General features: G+C 62.3%; 14 protein-coding genes. 8 read left to right on the forward strand and 6 right to left on the reverse strand.

Translation table 11 applies throughout. The features are described 5' to 3' along the window. Positions 1-67: 67 nt before the first annotated feature. Positions 68-397, forward strand: coding sequence for an excinuclease ABC subunit A (locus PGB28_RS00290; RefSeq protein ID WP_271419467.1), 330 nt, complete (start codon positions 68-70; stop codon positions 395-397). Between the two features lies 1 nt (position 398). On the opposite strand, the gene uvrA is transcribed toward PGB28_RS00290, so the two are convergent. Then, a complete protein-coding gene (uvrA, locus tag PGB28_RS00295) occupies positions 399-3,257 on the reverse strand; it encodes an excinuclease ABC subunit UvrA (RefSeq protein ID WP_271419468.1) in 2,859 nt (952 codons plus the stop codon). A gap of 168 nt (positions 3,258-3,425) precedes the next feature. On the opposite strand from uvrA, the gene PGB28_RS00300 reads away from it, so the two are divergent. Together PGB28_RS00300 and PGB28_RS00305 are read left to right on the forward strand one after the other, a co-directional pair. Next, complete coding sequence (locus PGB28_RS00300) at positions 3,426-5,606, forward strand: vWA domain-containing protein (protein WP_271419469.1); 2,181 nt, start codon at positions 3,426-3,428, stop codon at positions 5,604-5,606. Positions 5,607-5,658: 52 nt separating this feature from the next. Beyond that, positions 5,659-6,819 (forward strand): cation:proton antiporter, encoded by a 1,161-nt coding sequence (locus tag PGB28_RS00305; RefSeq protein WP_271419470.1) that lies wholly within the window; start codon positions 5,659-5,661, stop codon positions 6,817-6,819. A 114-nt stretch (positions 6,820-6,933) separates the two neighbouring features. Here PGB28_RS00305 and PGB28_RS00310 read toward each other — a convergent pair whose 3' ends face one another. The 4 genes from PGB28_RS00310 to PGB28_RS00325 all read right to left on the reverse strand — a co-directional run bounded on the left by PGB28_RS00310 (position 6,934) and on the right by PGB28_RS00325 (position 9,547). After that, the gene (locus tag PGB28_RS00310; protein ID WP_271419471.1) at positions 6,934-7,170 is read right to left on the reverse strand and encodes an acyl carrier protein; all 237 of its coding nucleotides are present in this window, start codon (positions 7,168-7,170) and stop codon (positions 6,934-6,936) included. Positions 7,171-7,395: 225 nt separating this feature from the next. After that, positions 7,396-8,133, reverse strand: coding sequence for a 3-oxoacyl-[acyl-carrier-protein] reductase (gene fabG, locus PGB28_RS00315; RefSeq protein ID WP_271419472.1), 738 nt, complete (start codon positions 8,131-8,133; stop codon positions 7,396-7,398). A 64-nt stretch (positions 8,134-8,197) separates the two neighbouring features. Next, positions 8,198-9,136, reverse strand: a complete 939-nt coding sequence (fabD, locus tag PGB28_RS00320) for an ACP S-malonyltransferase (protein WP_271419473.1) — start codon at positions 9,134-9,136, stop codon at positions 8,198-8,200. Positions 9,137-9,277: 141 nt separating this feature from the next. Beyond that, entirely contained in the window at positions 9,278-9,547 is a 270-nt protein-coding gene (locus tag PGB28_RS00325) for a hypothetical protein (RefSeq protein WP_271419474.1), read from the reverse strand. Between the two features lie 349 nt (positions 9,548-9,896). Here PGB28_RS00325 and rpsF point away from each other — a divergent pair, with 349 nt between their 5' ends. The 5 genes from rpsF (at position 9,897) to PGB28_RS00350 (ending at position 12,495) form a co-directional block, all read left to right on the forward strand. Further along, positions 9,897-10,250 (forward strand): 30S ribosomal protein S6, encoded by a 354-nt coding sequence (gene rpsF / locus PGB28_RS00330; protein ID WP_271419475.1) that lies wholly within the window; start codon positions 9,897-9,899, stop codon positions 10,248-10,250. Between the two features lie 19 nt (positions 10,251-10,269). Next, a complete protein-coding gene (gene rpsR, locus PGB28_RS00335; RefSeq protein ID WP_005608650.1) occupies positions 10,270-10,497 on the forward strand; it encodes a 30S ribosomal protein S18 in 228 nt (75 codons plus the stop codon). 12 nt (positions 10,498-10,509) lie between these two features. Further along, complete coding sequence (gene rplI, locus PGB28_RS00340) at positions 10,510-11,133, forward strand: 50S ribosomal protein L9 (RefSeq protein ID WP_271419476.1); 624 nt, start codon at positions 10,510-10,512, stop codon at positions 11,131-11,133. Positions 11,134-11,225: 92 nt separating this feature from the next. Continuing rightward, a complete protein-coding gene (locus tag PGB28_RS00345; protein WP_271419477.1) occupies positions 11,226-11,618 on the forward strand; it encodes a DUF1801 domain-containing protein in 393 nt (130 codons plus the stop codon). A 76-nt stretch (positions 11,619-11,694) separates the two neighbouring features. Beyond that, positions 11,695-12,495, forward strand: coding sequence for a methyltransferase domain-containing protein (locus tag PGB28_RS00350; RefSeq protein WP_271419478.1), 801 nt, complete (start codon positions 11,695-11,697; stop codon positions 12,493-12,495). A gap of 19 nt (positions 12,496-12,514) precedes the next feature. Here PGB28_RS00350 and PGB28_RS00355 read toward each other — a convergent pair whose 3' ends face one another. Next, positions 12,515-13,318 carry a DUF2189 domain-containing protein gene (locus tag PGB28_RS00355; RefSeq protein ID WP_271419479.1) on the reverse strand — a complete coding sequence of 268 codons (804 nt, stop codon included), beginning with the start codon at positions 13,316-13,318 and terminating at the stop codon, positions 12,515-12,517. Positions 13,319-13,393 lie beyond the last annotated feature (75 nt).

The raw sequence follows: 13,393 nt of genomic DNA on the forward strand, positions 1-13,393 counted from the left end.
CCCTGTGGAATCACATGACAGAAAGGCGCATGGTCCCGGCCCGTTCGACTGACGAGAAAGGTTTCCCATGCGCCTGATCACATTGCCGCTCATTGCCCTGATGCTGGCCACACCCGCCTGGGCGAGTCCCAAGGGATGCCCCCCGGGTCTGGCCAAGAAGTCACCGCCCTGCGTTCCCCCCGGCCTCGCCAAGAAATCCCGCAATTCCGAAGATCGTGGCTATCGCATTGGAGACATTGTCGAAATCGGTGACTATGTCCTGCTGCGCAATCCCGAACGGTATGGGCTTGATCCGCTTGAAACCTATTACCGGATTGATGATCAGCTCTTTCAGGTTGATCGGGAGACGCGCGAAATCATCGATTTGATCGGCGCCATCGCCGCGATCATCGACTGACTCATTCCGCCGCCACCTTCGCCCCCTTGAGCATCGGACCAAGATAGCGCCCGGTATGGGAGCGCTCGACGCCCGCCACATCCTCGGGCGTGCCCGTGGCCACGATCTCGCCGCCGCCATCGCCGCCTTCCGGACCGATGTCGATGATCCAGTCGGCGGTTTTGATCACGTCGAGGTTATGTTCGATCACCACCACCGTATTGCCGCTTTCGACCAGTTCGTGCAGCACTTCGAGAAGTTTGCGTACGTCCTCGAAATGCAGCCCCGTGGTCGGCTCATCAAGGATATAAAGCGTGCGGCCGGTGGAGCGTTTGGCCAGTTCCTTGGACAGCTTCACGCGCTGTGCTTCGCCCCCCGAAAGCGTCGTCGCCTGCTGGCCCACCTTGATATAACCCAGCCCCACACGCATCAGCGCATCCATCTTGTCACGGATCGACGGCACGGCCTTGAAAAATTCCTGTGCCTCTTCAACCGTCATATCAAGAACGTCGGCGATGCTCTTGCCTTTAAATCGAATTTCCAGAGTCTCTCGGTTATAGCGCGCGCCCTTGCAAGTCTCGCATTCCACATAAACATCGGGCAGGAAATGCATCTCGATCTTGATGACGCCGTCGCCCTGACAGGCCTCGCAGCGCCCGCCTTTGACGTTGAAGCTGAAGCGCCCGGGCTTGTAGCCGCGCGCCTTGGCCTCGGGCAGACCGGCGAACCAGTCTCGGATGGGCGTGAAGGCCCCGGTGTAAGTCGCTGGATTTGAACGCGGAGTCCGTCCGATGGGACGCTGGTCAATGTCGATCACCTTGTCCAGATGCTCCAGCCCCTTGATGGTCTCACAGGGCGCGGGCGTCTGGCGCGCCCCGTTCAGCCGCATGGAGGCGGTTTTGAACAGCGTCTCGATGGTCAGCGTGGATTTGCCGCCGCCCGACACGCCCGTGACACAGACAAACTTGCCCAGAGGGAAATCGGCCGTGACGTTTTTCAGGTTGTTGCCTGTGGCCTTGACCACCTTGACCGTTTTGCCGTTGCCCTTGCGCCTCTCGGACGGCACCGCGATTTCACGCGCGCCGGACAGGTATTGCCCGGTCAGCGATGCGGGATCGGCCGCCACCTGTTCCGGGGTGCCCTGGCTGACGATCTGGCCACCATGCACGCCAGCGCCGGGGCCGATGTCAAAGACGTAGTCCGCCTCGCGCACCGCCTCCTCGTCATGTTCGACGACAATCACCGTATTGCCCTGATCGCGCAGGTTTTTCAGCGTGCCAAGCAGCCGGTCATTATCGCGCTGGTGCAATCCGATCGAAGGCTCGTCCAGCACGTAAAGCACGCCGGTGAGGCCCGAGCCGATCTGCGAGGCCAGCCGGATGCGCTGGCTCTCGCCGCCCGACAGCGTGCCGGCATTGCGCGACAGCGTCAGATATTCCAGCCCCACATTGTTGAGGAAGCCCAGCCGCTCGCGGATCTCCTTCAGGATCGCCCGCGCAATCTCGTTTTTCTGGTTCGTCAGATGCTCCGGCACCGCCTGACACCAGTCATAGGCCTCGCGGATCGACATCTGCACCACCTGCCCCACATGCAGGCCCGCGATCTTCACGGCTAGGGCTTCTTCGCGCAGGCGGTAGCCGCCGCAGGTGCCACAGGACCGGTTGTTCTGGTAGCGCTCGAACTCCTCGCGAATCCAGTTCGAATCCGTCTCGCGATAGCGCCGCTCCATGTTGGGAATCACGCCCTCGAAGGTACGGCTGACCTGATAGACGCGCCCGCCCTCGTCATAGCGGAAATTGATCTCTTCATCGCCCGAACCATAGAGGAACACCTGCTGCACGAATTTTGGCAGGTCCTTCCAGCGGGTGTTCTTGTCGAACTCGTAGTGTTTGGCCAGCGCCTCGATGGTTTGCAGGAAATAGGGCGACTTGCCCTTGCGCCAGGGCGCCAACGCGCCGTCATAGATTTTCAACGTCGCATCCGGCACAACCAGCCGTTCGTCAAAGAACAACTCCACCCCCAGCCCGTCACAATCCGGGCAGGCCCCAAAGGGCGCGTTGAACGAAAACAACCGTGGCTCGATCTCGGGGATGGTGAAGCCGCTGGCAGGACAGGCGAAATTCTCGCTGAAGGTGATGCGTTCAGGCTCGCCTTCTTTGGGCGCGGTTTCCAGAATGGCAATCCCGTCGGCCAGGTCCAGCGCGGTGCGGAACGAATCCGCCAGCCGGGTCTCCAGCCCCTCGCGCACCACGATCCGGTCCACTACCACGTCGATGTCATGGCGGTATTTCTTGTCCAGCGTCGGCGGTTCATCCAGTTCATAGAACGCGCCATCCACCTTGACCCGCTGGAAACCCTGCTTGCGCAGTTCAAGGAATTCCTTGCGATACTCGCCCTTGCGGTCGCGGATGATGGGCGCAAGCAGGTAACCGCGCGTGCCCTCTTCCATCTCCATGACCCGGTCGACCATGTCCTGCACCTGCTGCGCTTCGATGGGCTTGCCGGTGGCCGGGCTGTAGGGCGTGCCCGCGCGCGCAAAAAGCAGACGCAGGTAGTCATAGATTTCCGTCACCGTGCCCACGGTGGAGCGCGGGTTTTTCGATGTGGTCTTCTGTTCGATGGAGATCGCCGGGCTCAGACCCGAGATATGATCCACATCGGGCTTTTCCATCATGTCGAGGAACTGCCGCGCATAGGCCGACAGGCTTTCCACATAGCGGCGCTGCCCCTCGGCATAGATCGTATCAAAGGCGAGGCTCGACTTGCCCGACCCGGACAGACCTGTGATCACCACAAGCTGATCACGCGGAATATCCACGTCGATCCCCTTGAGATTGTGTTCGCGCGCGCCGCGCACTTCGATATGCTTCAACTCGGCCATGATACCCCCGGTACGGAACGGTTAAGACATAGTTGAAAGCCCCGGCATCGCCAATCAAAAAATGAGAACACAGGGTGAACATGCAGCGAGTCCGGTATTCCACCGTTGAACTCATTGGCAGAATTTCTACGCTGGTGGCCAAAGTTTTTCCCTGAGAGGATTTAAGCCATGTTTCGCACATTCCTGATGCTTTGCGCGCTCTGCGCACCGGGTCTGGCCGCCGCGCAAGAAGCCCCGCGCACCATCCTGGTCATGGATGCCTCCGGCTCCATGTGGGGCCAGATCGACGGCGTGGCCAAGATCACCATCGCACAACAGGTGATGGACGACCTACTCGCGACTCTGCCCGACGGCCAGGAGCTTGGCCTCGCTGCCTATGGCCACCGGACCAGAGGGGACTGCGCGGATATCGAAACGCTGGTGGTGCCGGGCACAGGCACACGCGACGCCATTTCGCGCGCCGTGAACGGGATCAAGCCACGCGGCAAGACACCTATGACAGATGCGGTGATCGCCGCCGCCGAGGCGCTGCGCTATACCGAAGAAGCGGCGACCGTGATCCTTGTCTCGGATGGGATCGAGACCTGCAACCCAGATCCCTGCGCCGCCGCCCGCGTGCTGGAGGAGTCCGGCGTGAATTTCACCACGCATGTGGTTGGATTTGACGTGAGCGACCCCGAAGCGCTGGCGCAAATGCAATGCCTTGCCGAAGAAACCGGTGGCCGGTTCCTCACCGCCGACAATGCCAGCGAGTTGGGGGATGCTCTCGAAGAGGTCGCCGCCGCGCCGGAACCTGTGGCTGTCACGGTAACCTTTATCGCCACCGAGGGCGAAGGCGGGCCGCGCGTCACTACGGATCTCATGTGGTCGCTGTCAGACGGCGACACCGTGCTGATGGATTTTGAACGCGGGGCATCTGTCTCTGCTGATCTGATGCCAGGGACCTACCTCGTCTCGGCCCTGCGCCCCGAGGATGAAGCCAGCGCCGAAGCGGAAATCTCCGTGGGTGACGCCAACGAGACCGTGACGCTGGTGCTGCCCGCGCTCCTGCCCGCCGCATCGGTGAGCGGTCCGGCAGAGGCCGAGGCGGGAGCCACAATCCCGATCGATTGGGACGGACCCGACGCGCATCGCGATTACATCGCCGTGTCGAAACCCGGCGACAATGGCTATGAGAATTACGCCTATACCTCCAAGGGCGACCCAGCCCAGCTTCTCATGCCCGCCGAGCCTGGCGATTACGAGCTGCGCTATGTGCTGAACGAAGGCCGCAAGGTACTGGCCGCGCAGCCCATCACCGTGACGGCGACACAGGCCACGCTTGAGGCCACGGACAGCGCGCCCGCGGGGGCCACGATCCCGGTTACATGGGACGGGCCGGATTACCACCGGGACTATATTTCGGTCGCGCGCCCCGGGGACCGAGGCTATGTCAACTATGCCTACACCTCCAAGGGCACACCCGCGCAACTGGTCCTGCCGCCGGAGCCGGGGACCTACGAACTGCGCTATGTGATGAGCCAGGACAAGACCGTACTGACGACCCGGATGATCGAGGTGACAGCCGTCGAGGCAACGCTGGACGCTCCGGCCCAGGCCAATGCGGGCGAACCGCTTACCGTGGGCTGGACCGGTCCGGATTATCACCGGGATTACATCGCCGTGGCACGCCCGGCGGACCGGGGCTATGAAGCCTATACCTATACCAACCTTGGCACGCCGCTGGCACTCAAGATGCCGCTGGAACCCGGTGCATACGAATTGCGCTACGTCATGAGCCAGAACAAGACCGTGCTGGCGGTACAACCCATCGAAGTGGTGGATGTGCAGGCCAGTCTCGATGTGCCGGCCACTGCGCCCGCCGGATCGAATATCGCCGTGCATTGGGACGGGCCGGGCTATGACCGCGACTATATCTCTGTCGCGCGGCCATCTGATCCGAAATATTCCGGTTACACCTATACGAACAAGGGCAATCCGCTGATCCTGCGGATGCCGGTCGAGCCTGGAGACTACGAAATCCGCTACATCGCCAATGCCAATGGCACGGCCATCCTCGGGCGGGAACCGATCACCCTGACCGAGGTCACTGCCACGCTGGACGCGCGCGAGACCGGTCGCGCGGGCGGCACGCTGGCGGTGCATTGGGACGGGCCGGATTTCAAGGGCGACTATATCGGCCTGTCCCGGGCCGGATCCTCGGACAGCGAATACGAGAGCTATCGCTACACGTCCGAGGACAGCCCGCTGGTGGTCGAGCTGCCGGAGGTGCCGGGCGACTATGAGCTGCGCTATTATATCGGTCAGGACCGCAAGGTGATCGCGCGCTTGGCGGTGAGCGTGGAATAGACGCGGATCGGACCGGCGCTGAGGCCCGGCCCATGACAGGACAGACGCGCTGATGGATATGCACGTAACCTTCCTCATGCTGGGCGCGATCTTTGCCACGGGTCTTGCCGCCGACCTCGTGGCGCGCAAGACACCGATCCCGCGGGTCACGCTGCTGCTTGTGCTGGGGGTCATCGCGGGCGGCGCGGGGTTTGACCTTTTGCCCCGCCCCGAGGATGCGCTGCAGGAATTCCTGTCAGTTACGGCGCTGACCATGGTGGCCTTTCTGCTGGGCTCGGCCCTCTCGGCCCGGACCCTGCGCGAACGCGGTCGCGCGATCCTCTGGCTGTCGCTGAGCATCGTGCTGGGCACGCTGGCGTTGGTGGCGCTCGGTCTCTGGCTGGTCGGGCTGCCGCCGGGGCTTGCGCTGATCATGGGGGCGATTGCCACCGCCACGGCCCCCGCCGCGACGCAGGACGTGGTGGCACAATCCGGCGTCGACAACAGTTTCACCCGCACCCTGTCGGGCATCGTGGCCATCGACGATGCCTGGGGGCTGGTGGTGTTTTCCATGGTCCTGCTGGTCGTGCAGCAAACCACCGGAAGCGCCCATGGTGCAGCGCTGCTGGGACATCTGGCCTATGACCTCGCCGGAGCAACGGCGCTGGGGCTTGCTGTCGGGCTGCCCGGGGCGTGGCTGACCGGGCGGTTGCGCGACGGGGACCCGATCCAGATCGAAGCGCTGGCGCTGGTTTTTCTGCTGGCAGGCGGTGCGCTTTATCTTGGCCTGAGCTACCTGATCGCGGGCATGGTGGCGGGCGCGGTGCTGGTTAACTGGGCCACCCATCACGACCGCGCCTTTCACGAGATCGAGCATATCCGCTGGCCGTTTCTGGTGCTGTTTTTCGTGCTGGCCGGTGCGGCGCTGGAGCTTGAGGCGCTGGCTTCGCTGGGACTGGCAGGCGGCGTCTATGTGGTGCTTCGGGTGCTGGCACGGCTTCTTGGGGGCTGGCTGGGGGCGCTGGCCGGGCAGACAGCTGCGCATGAGCGTCCGCTCTACGGTCCGGCCCTGCTGCCGCAGGCAGGCGTTGCGGTGGGCATGGCGCTGATCGCGGCGCAGACCTTCCCCGAATGGCGCGACACGATCATGGCGCTGACCATTGGCACGACAGTGTTCTTTGAACTCATCGGCCCGCCCGCCGCACTCTGGGCGATCAAACGCAGCGCAGTTTGACCGATTTCTTCAAAAGAAATCGGTGCGAAATCTTTTGAAGATTTCGGCACCATTCCAAAGAAAAACGGCGCGCCCGGTGGGGCACGCCGTTTCAGAATCTGATCAACAGGTCGCTTATGCGGACGCTTCGTTGATGAATTTGGTCGCGTCGCCAAAGGTCTGGATGGTTTCGGCCGCGTCGTCCGGGATCTCGATGCCGAACTCTTCTTCGAACGCCATAACCAGCTCGACAGTGTCAAGGCTGTCTGCGCCGAGGTCGTCGATGAAGGAAGCGTTTTCAACGACTTTCTCTTCTTCCACGCCCAGGTGTTCCACAACGATCTTTTTCACGCGCTCTGCGACGTCGCTCATATCTGTATTCCTCATCGTCTTGGGCCTTCGGCCCTGTTGTGCCCGCGCCCCTGAAGGGTCGAACTGAATTTGCCCCTCCCGAGGCAGCGATTGGCCAGTGGCCCAAACTTGTCCACGCATGGCGGCAAGAACCCCGACCGGCTGTGCCGCTCCCGGAAATTCCCCGCGCCTATAGCACATGAAACGCCATTGGCAAACGCTTTCCGGCTGCGGAATGGTCGCGGCTTACAACATGGCCATGCCGCCATTGACGTGCAAGGTTGCGCCGGTCACATAGCCCGCCTCAGGGCTGGCCAGATAAAGCACCGCCGCCGCGATTTCCTCGGGCGTGCCCATGCGGGCGGCCGGGATCTGCACGTTGATCTTTTCCTTCTGATCATCGGTCAGCTTGTCGGTCATGGCGGTGGCGATGAACCCCGGTGCCACGGCGTTCACGGTGATTCCCCGGCTTGCCACCTCATAGGCCAGCGATTTGCCCATGCCGATCATGCCCGCCTTGGCGGCGGCATAGTTGGCCTGCCCCGGGTTGCCGGTCGCGCCCACGATGGAGCTGATATTCACGATCCGCCCCCAGCGGGATTTCATCATGCCGCGCATCACGCCCTTGCAAAGCTTCATCGAGGCGGTGAGGTTCACGTTCAGAACCGATTGCCATTCCTCATCCGACATCCGCATGAAGAGGTTGTCACGGGTGATCCCGGCATTGTTGACGAGAATATCCACCGCGCCCATCGCCTCGATCGCCTGTTTCGGCAGCGCGTCCACCGCATCCATGTCCGAGAGGTTGCAGGGCAGCACATGGGCGCGCTCGCCCAGCTCTGCCGCCAGTTCCTGAAGCGGTGCCTCGCGCGTGCCGCTCAGCCCCACGGTGGCCCCCGCCGCGTGCAGCGCCCTGGCGATCTCGCCGCCGATACCGCCCGACGCGCCGGTGATCAGCGCGCATTTTCCTGTCAGATCAAACATGTCTGCCCCATTGATAGTGAAAAATCTCGTATCTCGGTCCCAAGCGCCACGAGTAAGGATGACCTCAGCCGACCGCCTCTTTTGCCGCGACCACATCCTCGGGCGTGCCCACATTGCGGGTCGCCACAGCGCGGTCGATCCGGCGCACCATGCCGCACAGCGCCTTGCCCGCGCCGATCTCCCAGATCTCGGTCACACCATGGCGCGCCATCCATTCGACGCTTTCGCGCCAGCGTACCGCGCCGGTCACCTGATTGACCAGAAGCGAGCGGATCGTCGCCGGATCGTCCACCGCCTCGGCAGCGACATTGGCCACCAGCGGCACCTTGGGCGCGTTGATCTCCACATGGTCGAGCGCCTCGGCCATCACGCGGGCCGCGGGCTCCATCAGCATGCAGTGGAACGGCGCGCTCACCGGCAGCATGACGGCGCGTTTGGCCCCGGCCTCCTTGGCCAGGTCAACGGCGCGCTCAACAGCGCCCTTGTGGCCGGACACGACAACCTGCGCCGGGTCATTGTCATTGGCGGCAGTGCAGATCTCGCCCTGCGCCGCGTCATGGGCCACTTTGCGCGCCGCGGCCAGATCCAGCCCCAGAAGCGCCGCCATCGCGCCCTCGCCCACCGGCACCGCGTCCTGCATGGCCTGACCGCGGGTGCGCAACAGCCGCGCGCAATCGGCAATGCTCAGCGATCCGGCGGCAGCGAGCGCAGAATATTCGCCCAGCGAATGCCCGGCCACATATTGCGCCATATCCACGGTGATGCCCTCGGCCTCGAGCGCGCGCATGGCCGCCAAAGAGGTTGCCATCAGCGCAGGCTGCGCATTGCGGGTCATGGTCAACTCTGCCGCATCGCCCTCCCAGATCAGGTCGCTCAGCTTTTCGCCCAGAGCGTCGTCCACCTCATCAAAAACGGCCCTCGCCGCAGGATAGGCGTCGGCCAGCGCCTTGCCCATGCCGATCGCCTGTGCGCCCTGCCCCGGAAATACGAATGCTCGCCCCATTGTTGTCCCCTTATCAACAGCTTTTGTCGCGTTGGCATATGGATACGCGTCCAGCCCGGTTCCTGCAATGACCAGACGCAAAAACAAACCCCGCTGGCCGGAAAGCCAACGGGGTCAGGCGCGGGAACCGTGAGACCGGTATCAGGTCGGAGCGTGCGGCGTCCGGGCAGCAAACAGAAGGTGCAGGCCCGTCACGCCTAGGAAGAAGGAGGCGCAGAGTTTCATCAGCATGATCTCGGCGATATTGCTGGCCCCCGGTGCGATCCAGATGCCAAGCGCCGAAGCCAGCAGCGCAACGGCGATCAGACGCGTGAAACCGCGCACCAAGGTCGCAACCGAGATCTCGCGCGTCGGCGGAACCATTTGCGCCGAAGAACCTTTGACGTGCATGTAGTTGTCTGTTGCGGCCATGTGTCTGTCTCCCATCATTCAAGCTTTTCCCTTTGATCGCCGTGAAATCGGGCGCGAATGCGGCGCAAACGCGGTCATGCCGGGAAAACTCCGGGCCAATCCGGGGGCAGGCCCATGGTGACATCACCAAAGTTCCGAAATCTTCGAAAGATTTCGGTCCGATTTCATTGAATGAGATCGTGACCACACCAGCGGTACACTTGGCCACCCCCCCTTGCCATTCGCCCATTTCACTGTATACGGGGCGCTCCTTTCGCAAGACGATACTGAACCGCGCAGTCTCTCGTGGGTCCGGGGCGAAAGGTGTAACCGGCCCTTTGAAATGCGCCTTGATATAAATGGAGTGCACATGCCCCTTTATGAGCATGTCTTTATCTCGCGCCAGGATCTGTCCGGCGCGCAGGCCGAAAGCCTGGTTGAACATTTCAGCACCGTTCTCGCGGACAATGGCGGCAAGGTCGTCGAAAGCGAGTACTGGGGCGTGAAGACCATGGCCTACAAGATCAACAAGAACCGCAAGGGCCACTATGCCTTCCTGCGCACCGACGCACCGTCGGAAGCCGTGCAGGAAATGGAACGCCTGATGCGTCTGCATGATGACGTAATGCGTATTCTGACCATCAAGGTCGACGAGCATGCCGAAGGTCCTTCGGTCCAGATGCAGAAACGTGACGAACGCGACACCCGTCGCGAACGCCGCTAAGAGACAGGAGCGCTAAACCATGGCCGCAAAACCGTTTTTCCGCCGTCGTAAAGTGTGCCCCTTCTCTGGTGAGAATGCACCCAAGATCGACTACAAGGACACCCGTCTGCTGCAACGCTACATCTCTGAGCGTGGCAAGATCGTGCCCTCCCGCATCACCGCAGTCTCCGCCAAGAAACAGCGTGAACTGGCCCGTGCCATCAAACGCGCCCGTTTCCTGGCCCTGCTGCCCTACGCTGTGAAGTAAGGAGAGACTGACATGCAAGTTATCCTTCTCGAACGTGTTGCCAAGCTTGGCCAGATGGGTGACGTCGTCGACGTCAAGCCCGGCTTTGCCCGCAACTACCTGCTGCTTCAGGGCAAGGCGCTGACCGCATCGAAAGAGAATATCGCCTCTTTTGAAGCCCAGAAAGCCCAGCTCGAAGCGCGCAACCTTGAGACCAAGAAAGAGGCCGAAGATCTGGCCGGTCGTCTCGATGGTCAGCAGTTCATCGTGATTCGCTCCGCCTCGGACGGCGGCAACCTCTACGGCTCTGTCACCACCCGTGACGCCGCTGATGTGGCCACCGAAGAAGGCTTCTCGCTGGATCGCAAACAGGTCATCATCCGCAGCCCGATCAAGACGCTCGGCCTGCACGACGTCGAGGTGCACCTGCACCCCGAGGTGATGGTCACCATGACGCTGAACGTGGCCCGTTCGCCCGAGGAAGCCGAGCTGCAAGCCTCTGGCAAGACCATTCAGGACGCTGCCGCCGAAGAAGAAGCCGCCGCCGATTATGAAATCGCCGAGCTGTTCGAAGACATCGGTTCCGCCGCGTCGGAAGACGAGGATCTGGCCGAAGTTGTCGAAGACGTGCTGCCCGAGGGCGACGACGAGGACTGATCTCGCCCGCAATATCTATTCAAGACGCCGCGCAGAGCAATCTGCGCGGCTTTTTCTTTGCCTGTCGGGAATGCCCGTTTACCCTACCCGACATGGGACATGACACAATCGACGCGTATCACGCGGCACAGGCCGCGTCCGACCGCGCGATCTGCGATCGCCTGCGCCTTGGCATCGATCGCGGGCTGCCCGAGGCCGGGGCGAAGATCTGGCACGCGCATCCGGTCTGGTTTCTGGATGGCAATCCGATTGTCGGCTATGGCAAGCTGAAATCCTGTATGCGTCTCATGTTCTGGAGCGGCCAAAGCTTTGACGCGCCGGGGCTGAAATCCACGGGCAAGTTCAAGGCCGCCGAGACGCGCTACACCGATGCGGCACAGATCGACGATGCTGCGCTCGCCGCGTGGCTGGCGGATGCGCGTGATATCCAGTGGGATTACAAGAATATCGTCAAACGCAAAGGACGGCTGGAGCGGTTGTGCTGAGGCGGATCACTTTGTGGTCGACGGGTTTCACCCGCGTCGGCTAGGCTGACCGAATTGCCAGACAGGAGCGATTTTCATGGCCGATCCTTTTCAAAATGTGGATGCCGCAGGCCCCGAATTTATCAAGGCCTTTGCCGACGCGATGGATGTCCGGCAGTCGGACCCGACGATGGAGCGCATCGTCGCGGCCTATCTCGGGCGGCTTGAGTTTCCGCCTGACAGCCTGACCGTGGAAATCGGCGCAGGCGCGGGTGCCGTGTCGCGCCGCATCGCCGCCCATGCCGCCCCGGCGCAGGTCACGGGGTTTGAACCCTCTGAGGGTTTTGTGGCCGAGGCGCGGGCGCGGGCCGCAGATCACGCAAACCTGAGCTTTGAGCAGGCCGATGGCACCGCGCTTCCGCTGGAGGATGGCGCAGCACAGAATGTCATCCTGCACACCGTGCTCACACATGTGACCGATCCGGGTGCTCTTTTGACCGAGGCCGCGCGCATCCTGCGCCCCGGTGGCAGGCTGGTGGTGGGCGATGTGGATTTCTCCAAGGCCACCTTTGCCAATGCCCCGAATGACCCGCTGGATGTCTGCGCGCGCGAATTTGCCCGCTCTTACGTGACCGACGCGCATCTTGTGGGTAAGCTGCGCAGCCTGATCGCCGCGACAGGTCTGGAGCTGGAGCATTTCGGCATGGACAGCCGCGTGGTCACAACCCCGGACCAGATGCGCCCCTGGGTCGAGTTTACGACGCGGGACATGGTCACAGCGGGGTTGATCGGCGAAGACATGGCCCGCGCGCTGATGGCAGAGCATGACCGGCGGGCGGAAGCGGGCACGCTTTATGGCTATCAGGCCTTTGCCACGGCTGTGGCGCGCAAGACCTGACGGCAGACCCTGCGAATGATCACGGGTCCCCGGCCACTTCCCGGGCGACAACCCGCGTATAGAGATGCCAGGTGGTGTGGCCCAGGATCGGCAGGGTGAAGATCAGCCCCAGAAAGGCAGGCACCAGTGACAGCACCATGGTGACCGAGATAATCGCCGCCCATGTGAGCATGACAGCTGGGTTTTCCCGGACCACCTGAACCGAGGTCAGCATGGCCGTGACAAAATCGATATCACGGTCCAGCAGCAGCGGCATAGCCACAACGGTCACCGAAAACAGCACCGCCGACAAAAGCGCCCCTGCACATGTGCCGACGGCCAGAAAGGTCCAGCCCGCAGGCGTGAAAAAGACGATGTTCAGGAAGCCCCAGAAATCCGAAAAAGACGCGTCCTGAAGGATGATGGCCAGCCAGAGCCGTACCTGGTAACTCCACACCCAGAAAATGAACAGGGTGACAAAGGCCATCCAGCCCATTTCGCGCTTGCGCTGATGGGCCATGACGGTAAGAACATCCATCCATCCGAAAGCCTCGCCCTTTTGCCTGCGACGGGACATCTCGTAGAGACCGGCGGCGGCGAACGGCGCGACCAGAGGAAAGCCGATGGCGGCCGGAATGACCATCCAGATCTTGCCCAATCCGACCAGCGCCCAGACGAACAGCATGCCAAAGACCGCATAGAACAGCCCGAAAAAGCCGCTCATGACAGGGCGTGCGAGAAAGTCGGCAAACCCGGCTTTCAGCGATGCCTTGATATCGTCCACCGTGACGCTGTTGACCCGTGGCGCGCTGCGCGGATGTGCCCCTTCTGTGCTGGATGACATGACAGTTTCCCCCATTCGGGGCGTACCAGTATTTGTCCCGGCGACAAAACCGGCATCGCCCGCCGATACCAAGGG

This window comes from Primorskyibacter aestuariivivens (assembly GCF_028023675.1).
Lineage (GTDB): Bacteria > Pseudomonadota > Alphaproteobacteria > Rhodobacterales > Rhodobacteraceae > Marinovum > Marinovum aestuariivivens.

Bases quoted from the DNA above. Each gene is read 5' to 3' on its own strand.
- PGB28_RS00290 (WP_271419467.1), top strand. From the start codon at position 68: ATGCGCCTGATCACATTGCCGCTCATTGCCCTGATGCTGGCCACACCC.
- uvrA (WP_271419468.1), bottom strand. From the start codon at position 3,257: ATGGCCGAGTTGAAGCATATCGAAGTGCGCGGCGCGCGCGAACACAAT.
- PGB28_RS00300 (WP_271419469.1), top strand. From the start codon at position 3,426: ATGTTTCGCACATTCCTGATGCTTTGCGCGCTCTGCGCACCGGGTCTG.
- PGB28_RS00305 (WP_271419470.1), top strand. From the start codon at position 5,659: ATGGATATGCACGTAACCTTCCTCATGCTGGGCGCGATCTTTGCCACG.
- PGB28_RS00310 (WP_271419471.1), bottom strand. From the start codon at position 7,170: ATGAGCGACGTCGCAGAGCGCGTGAAAAAGATCGTTGTGGAACACCTG.
- fabG (WP_271419472.1), bottom strand. From the start codon at position 8,133: ATGTTTGATCTGACAGGAAAATGCGCGCTGATCACCGGCGCGTCGGGC.
- fabD (WP_271419473.1), bottom strand. From the start codon at position 9,136: ATGGGGCGAGCATTCGTATTTCCGGGGCAGGGCGCACAGGCGATCGGC.
- PGB28_RS00325 (WP_271419474.1), bottom strand. From the start codon at position 9,547: ATGGCCGCAACAGACAACTACATGCACGTCAAAGGTTCTTCGGCGCAA.
- rpsF (WP_271419475.1), top strand. From the start codon at position 9,897: ATGCCCCTTTATGAGCATGTCTTTATCTCGCGCCAGGATCTGTCCGGC.
- rpsR (WP_005608650.1), top strand. From the start codon at position 10,270: ATGGCCGCAAAACCGTTTTTCCGCCGTCGTAAAGTGTGCCCCTTCTCT.
- rplI (WP_271419476.1), top strand. From the start codon at position 10,510: ATGCAAGTTATCCTTCTCGAACGTGTTGCCAAGCTTGGCCAGATGGGT.
- PGB28_RS00345 (WP_271419477.1), top strand. From the start codon at position 11,226: ATGGGACATGACACAATCGACGCGTATCACGCGGCACAGGCCGCGTCC.
- PGB28_RS00350 (WP_271419478.1), top strand. From the start codon at position 11,695: ATGGCCGATCCTTTTCAAAATGTGGATGCCGCAGGCCCCGAATTTATC.
- PGB28_RS00355 (WP_271419479.1), bottom strand. From the start codon at position 13,318: ATGTCATCCAGCACAGAAGGGGCACATCCGCGCAGCGCGCCACGGGTC.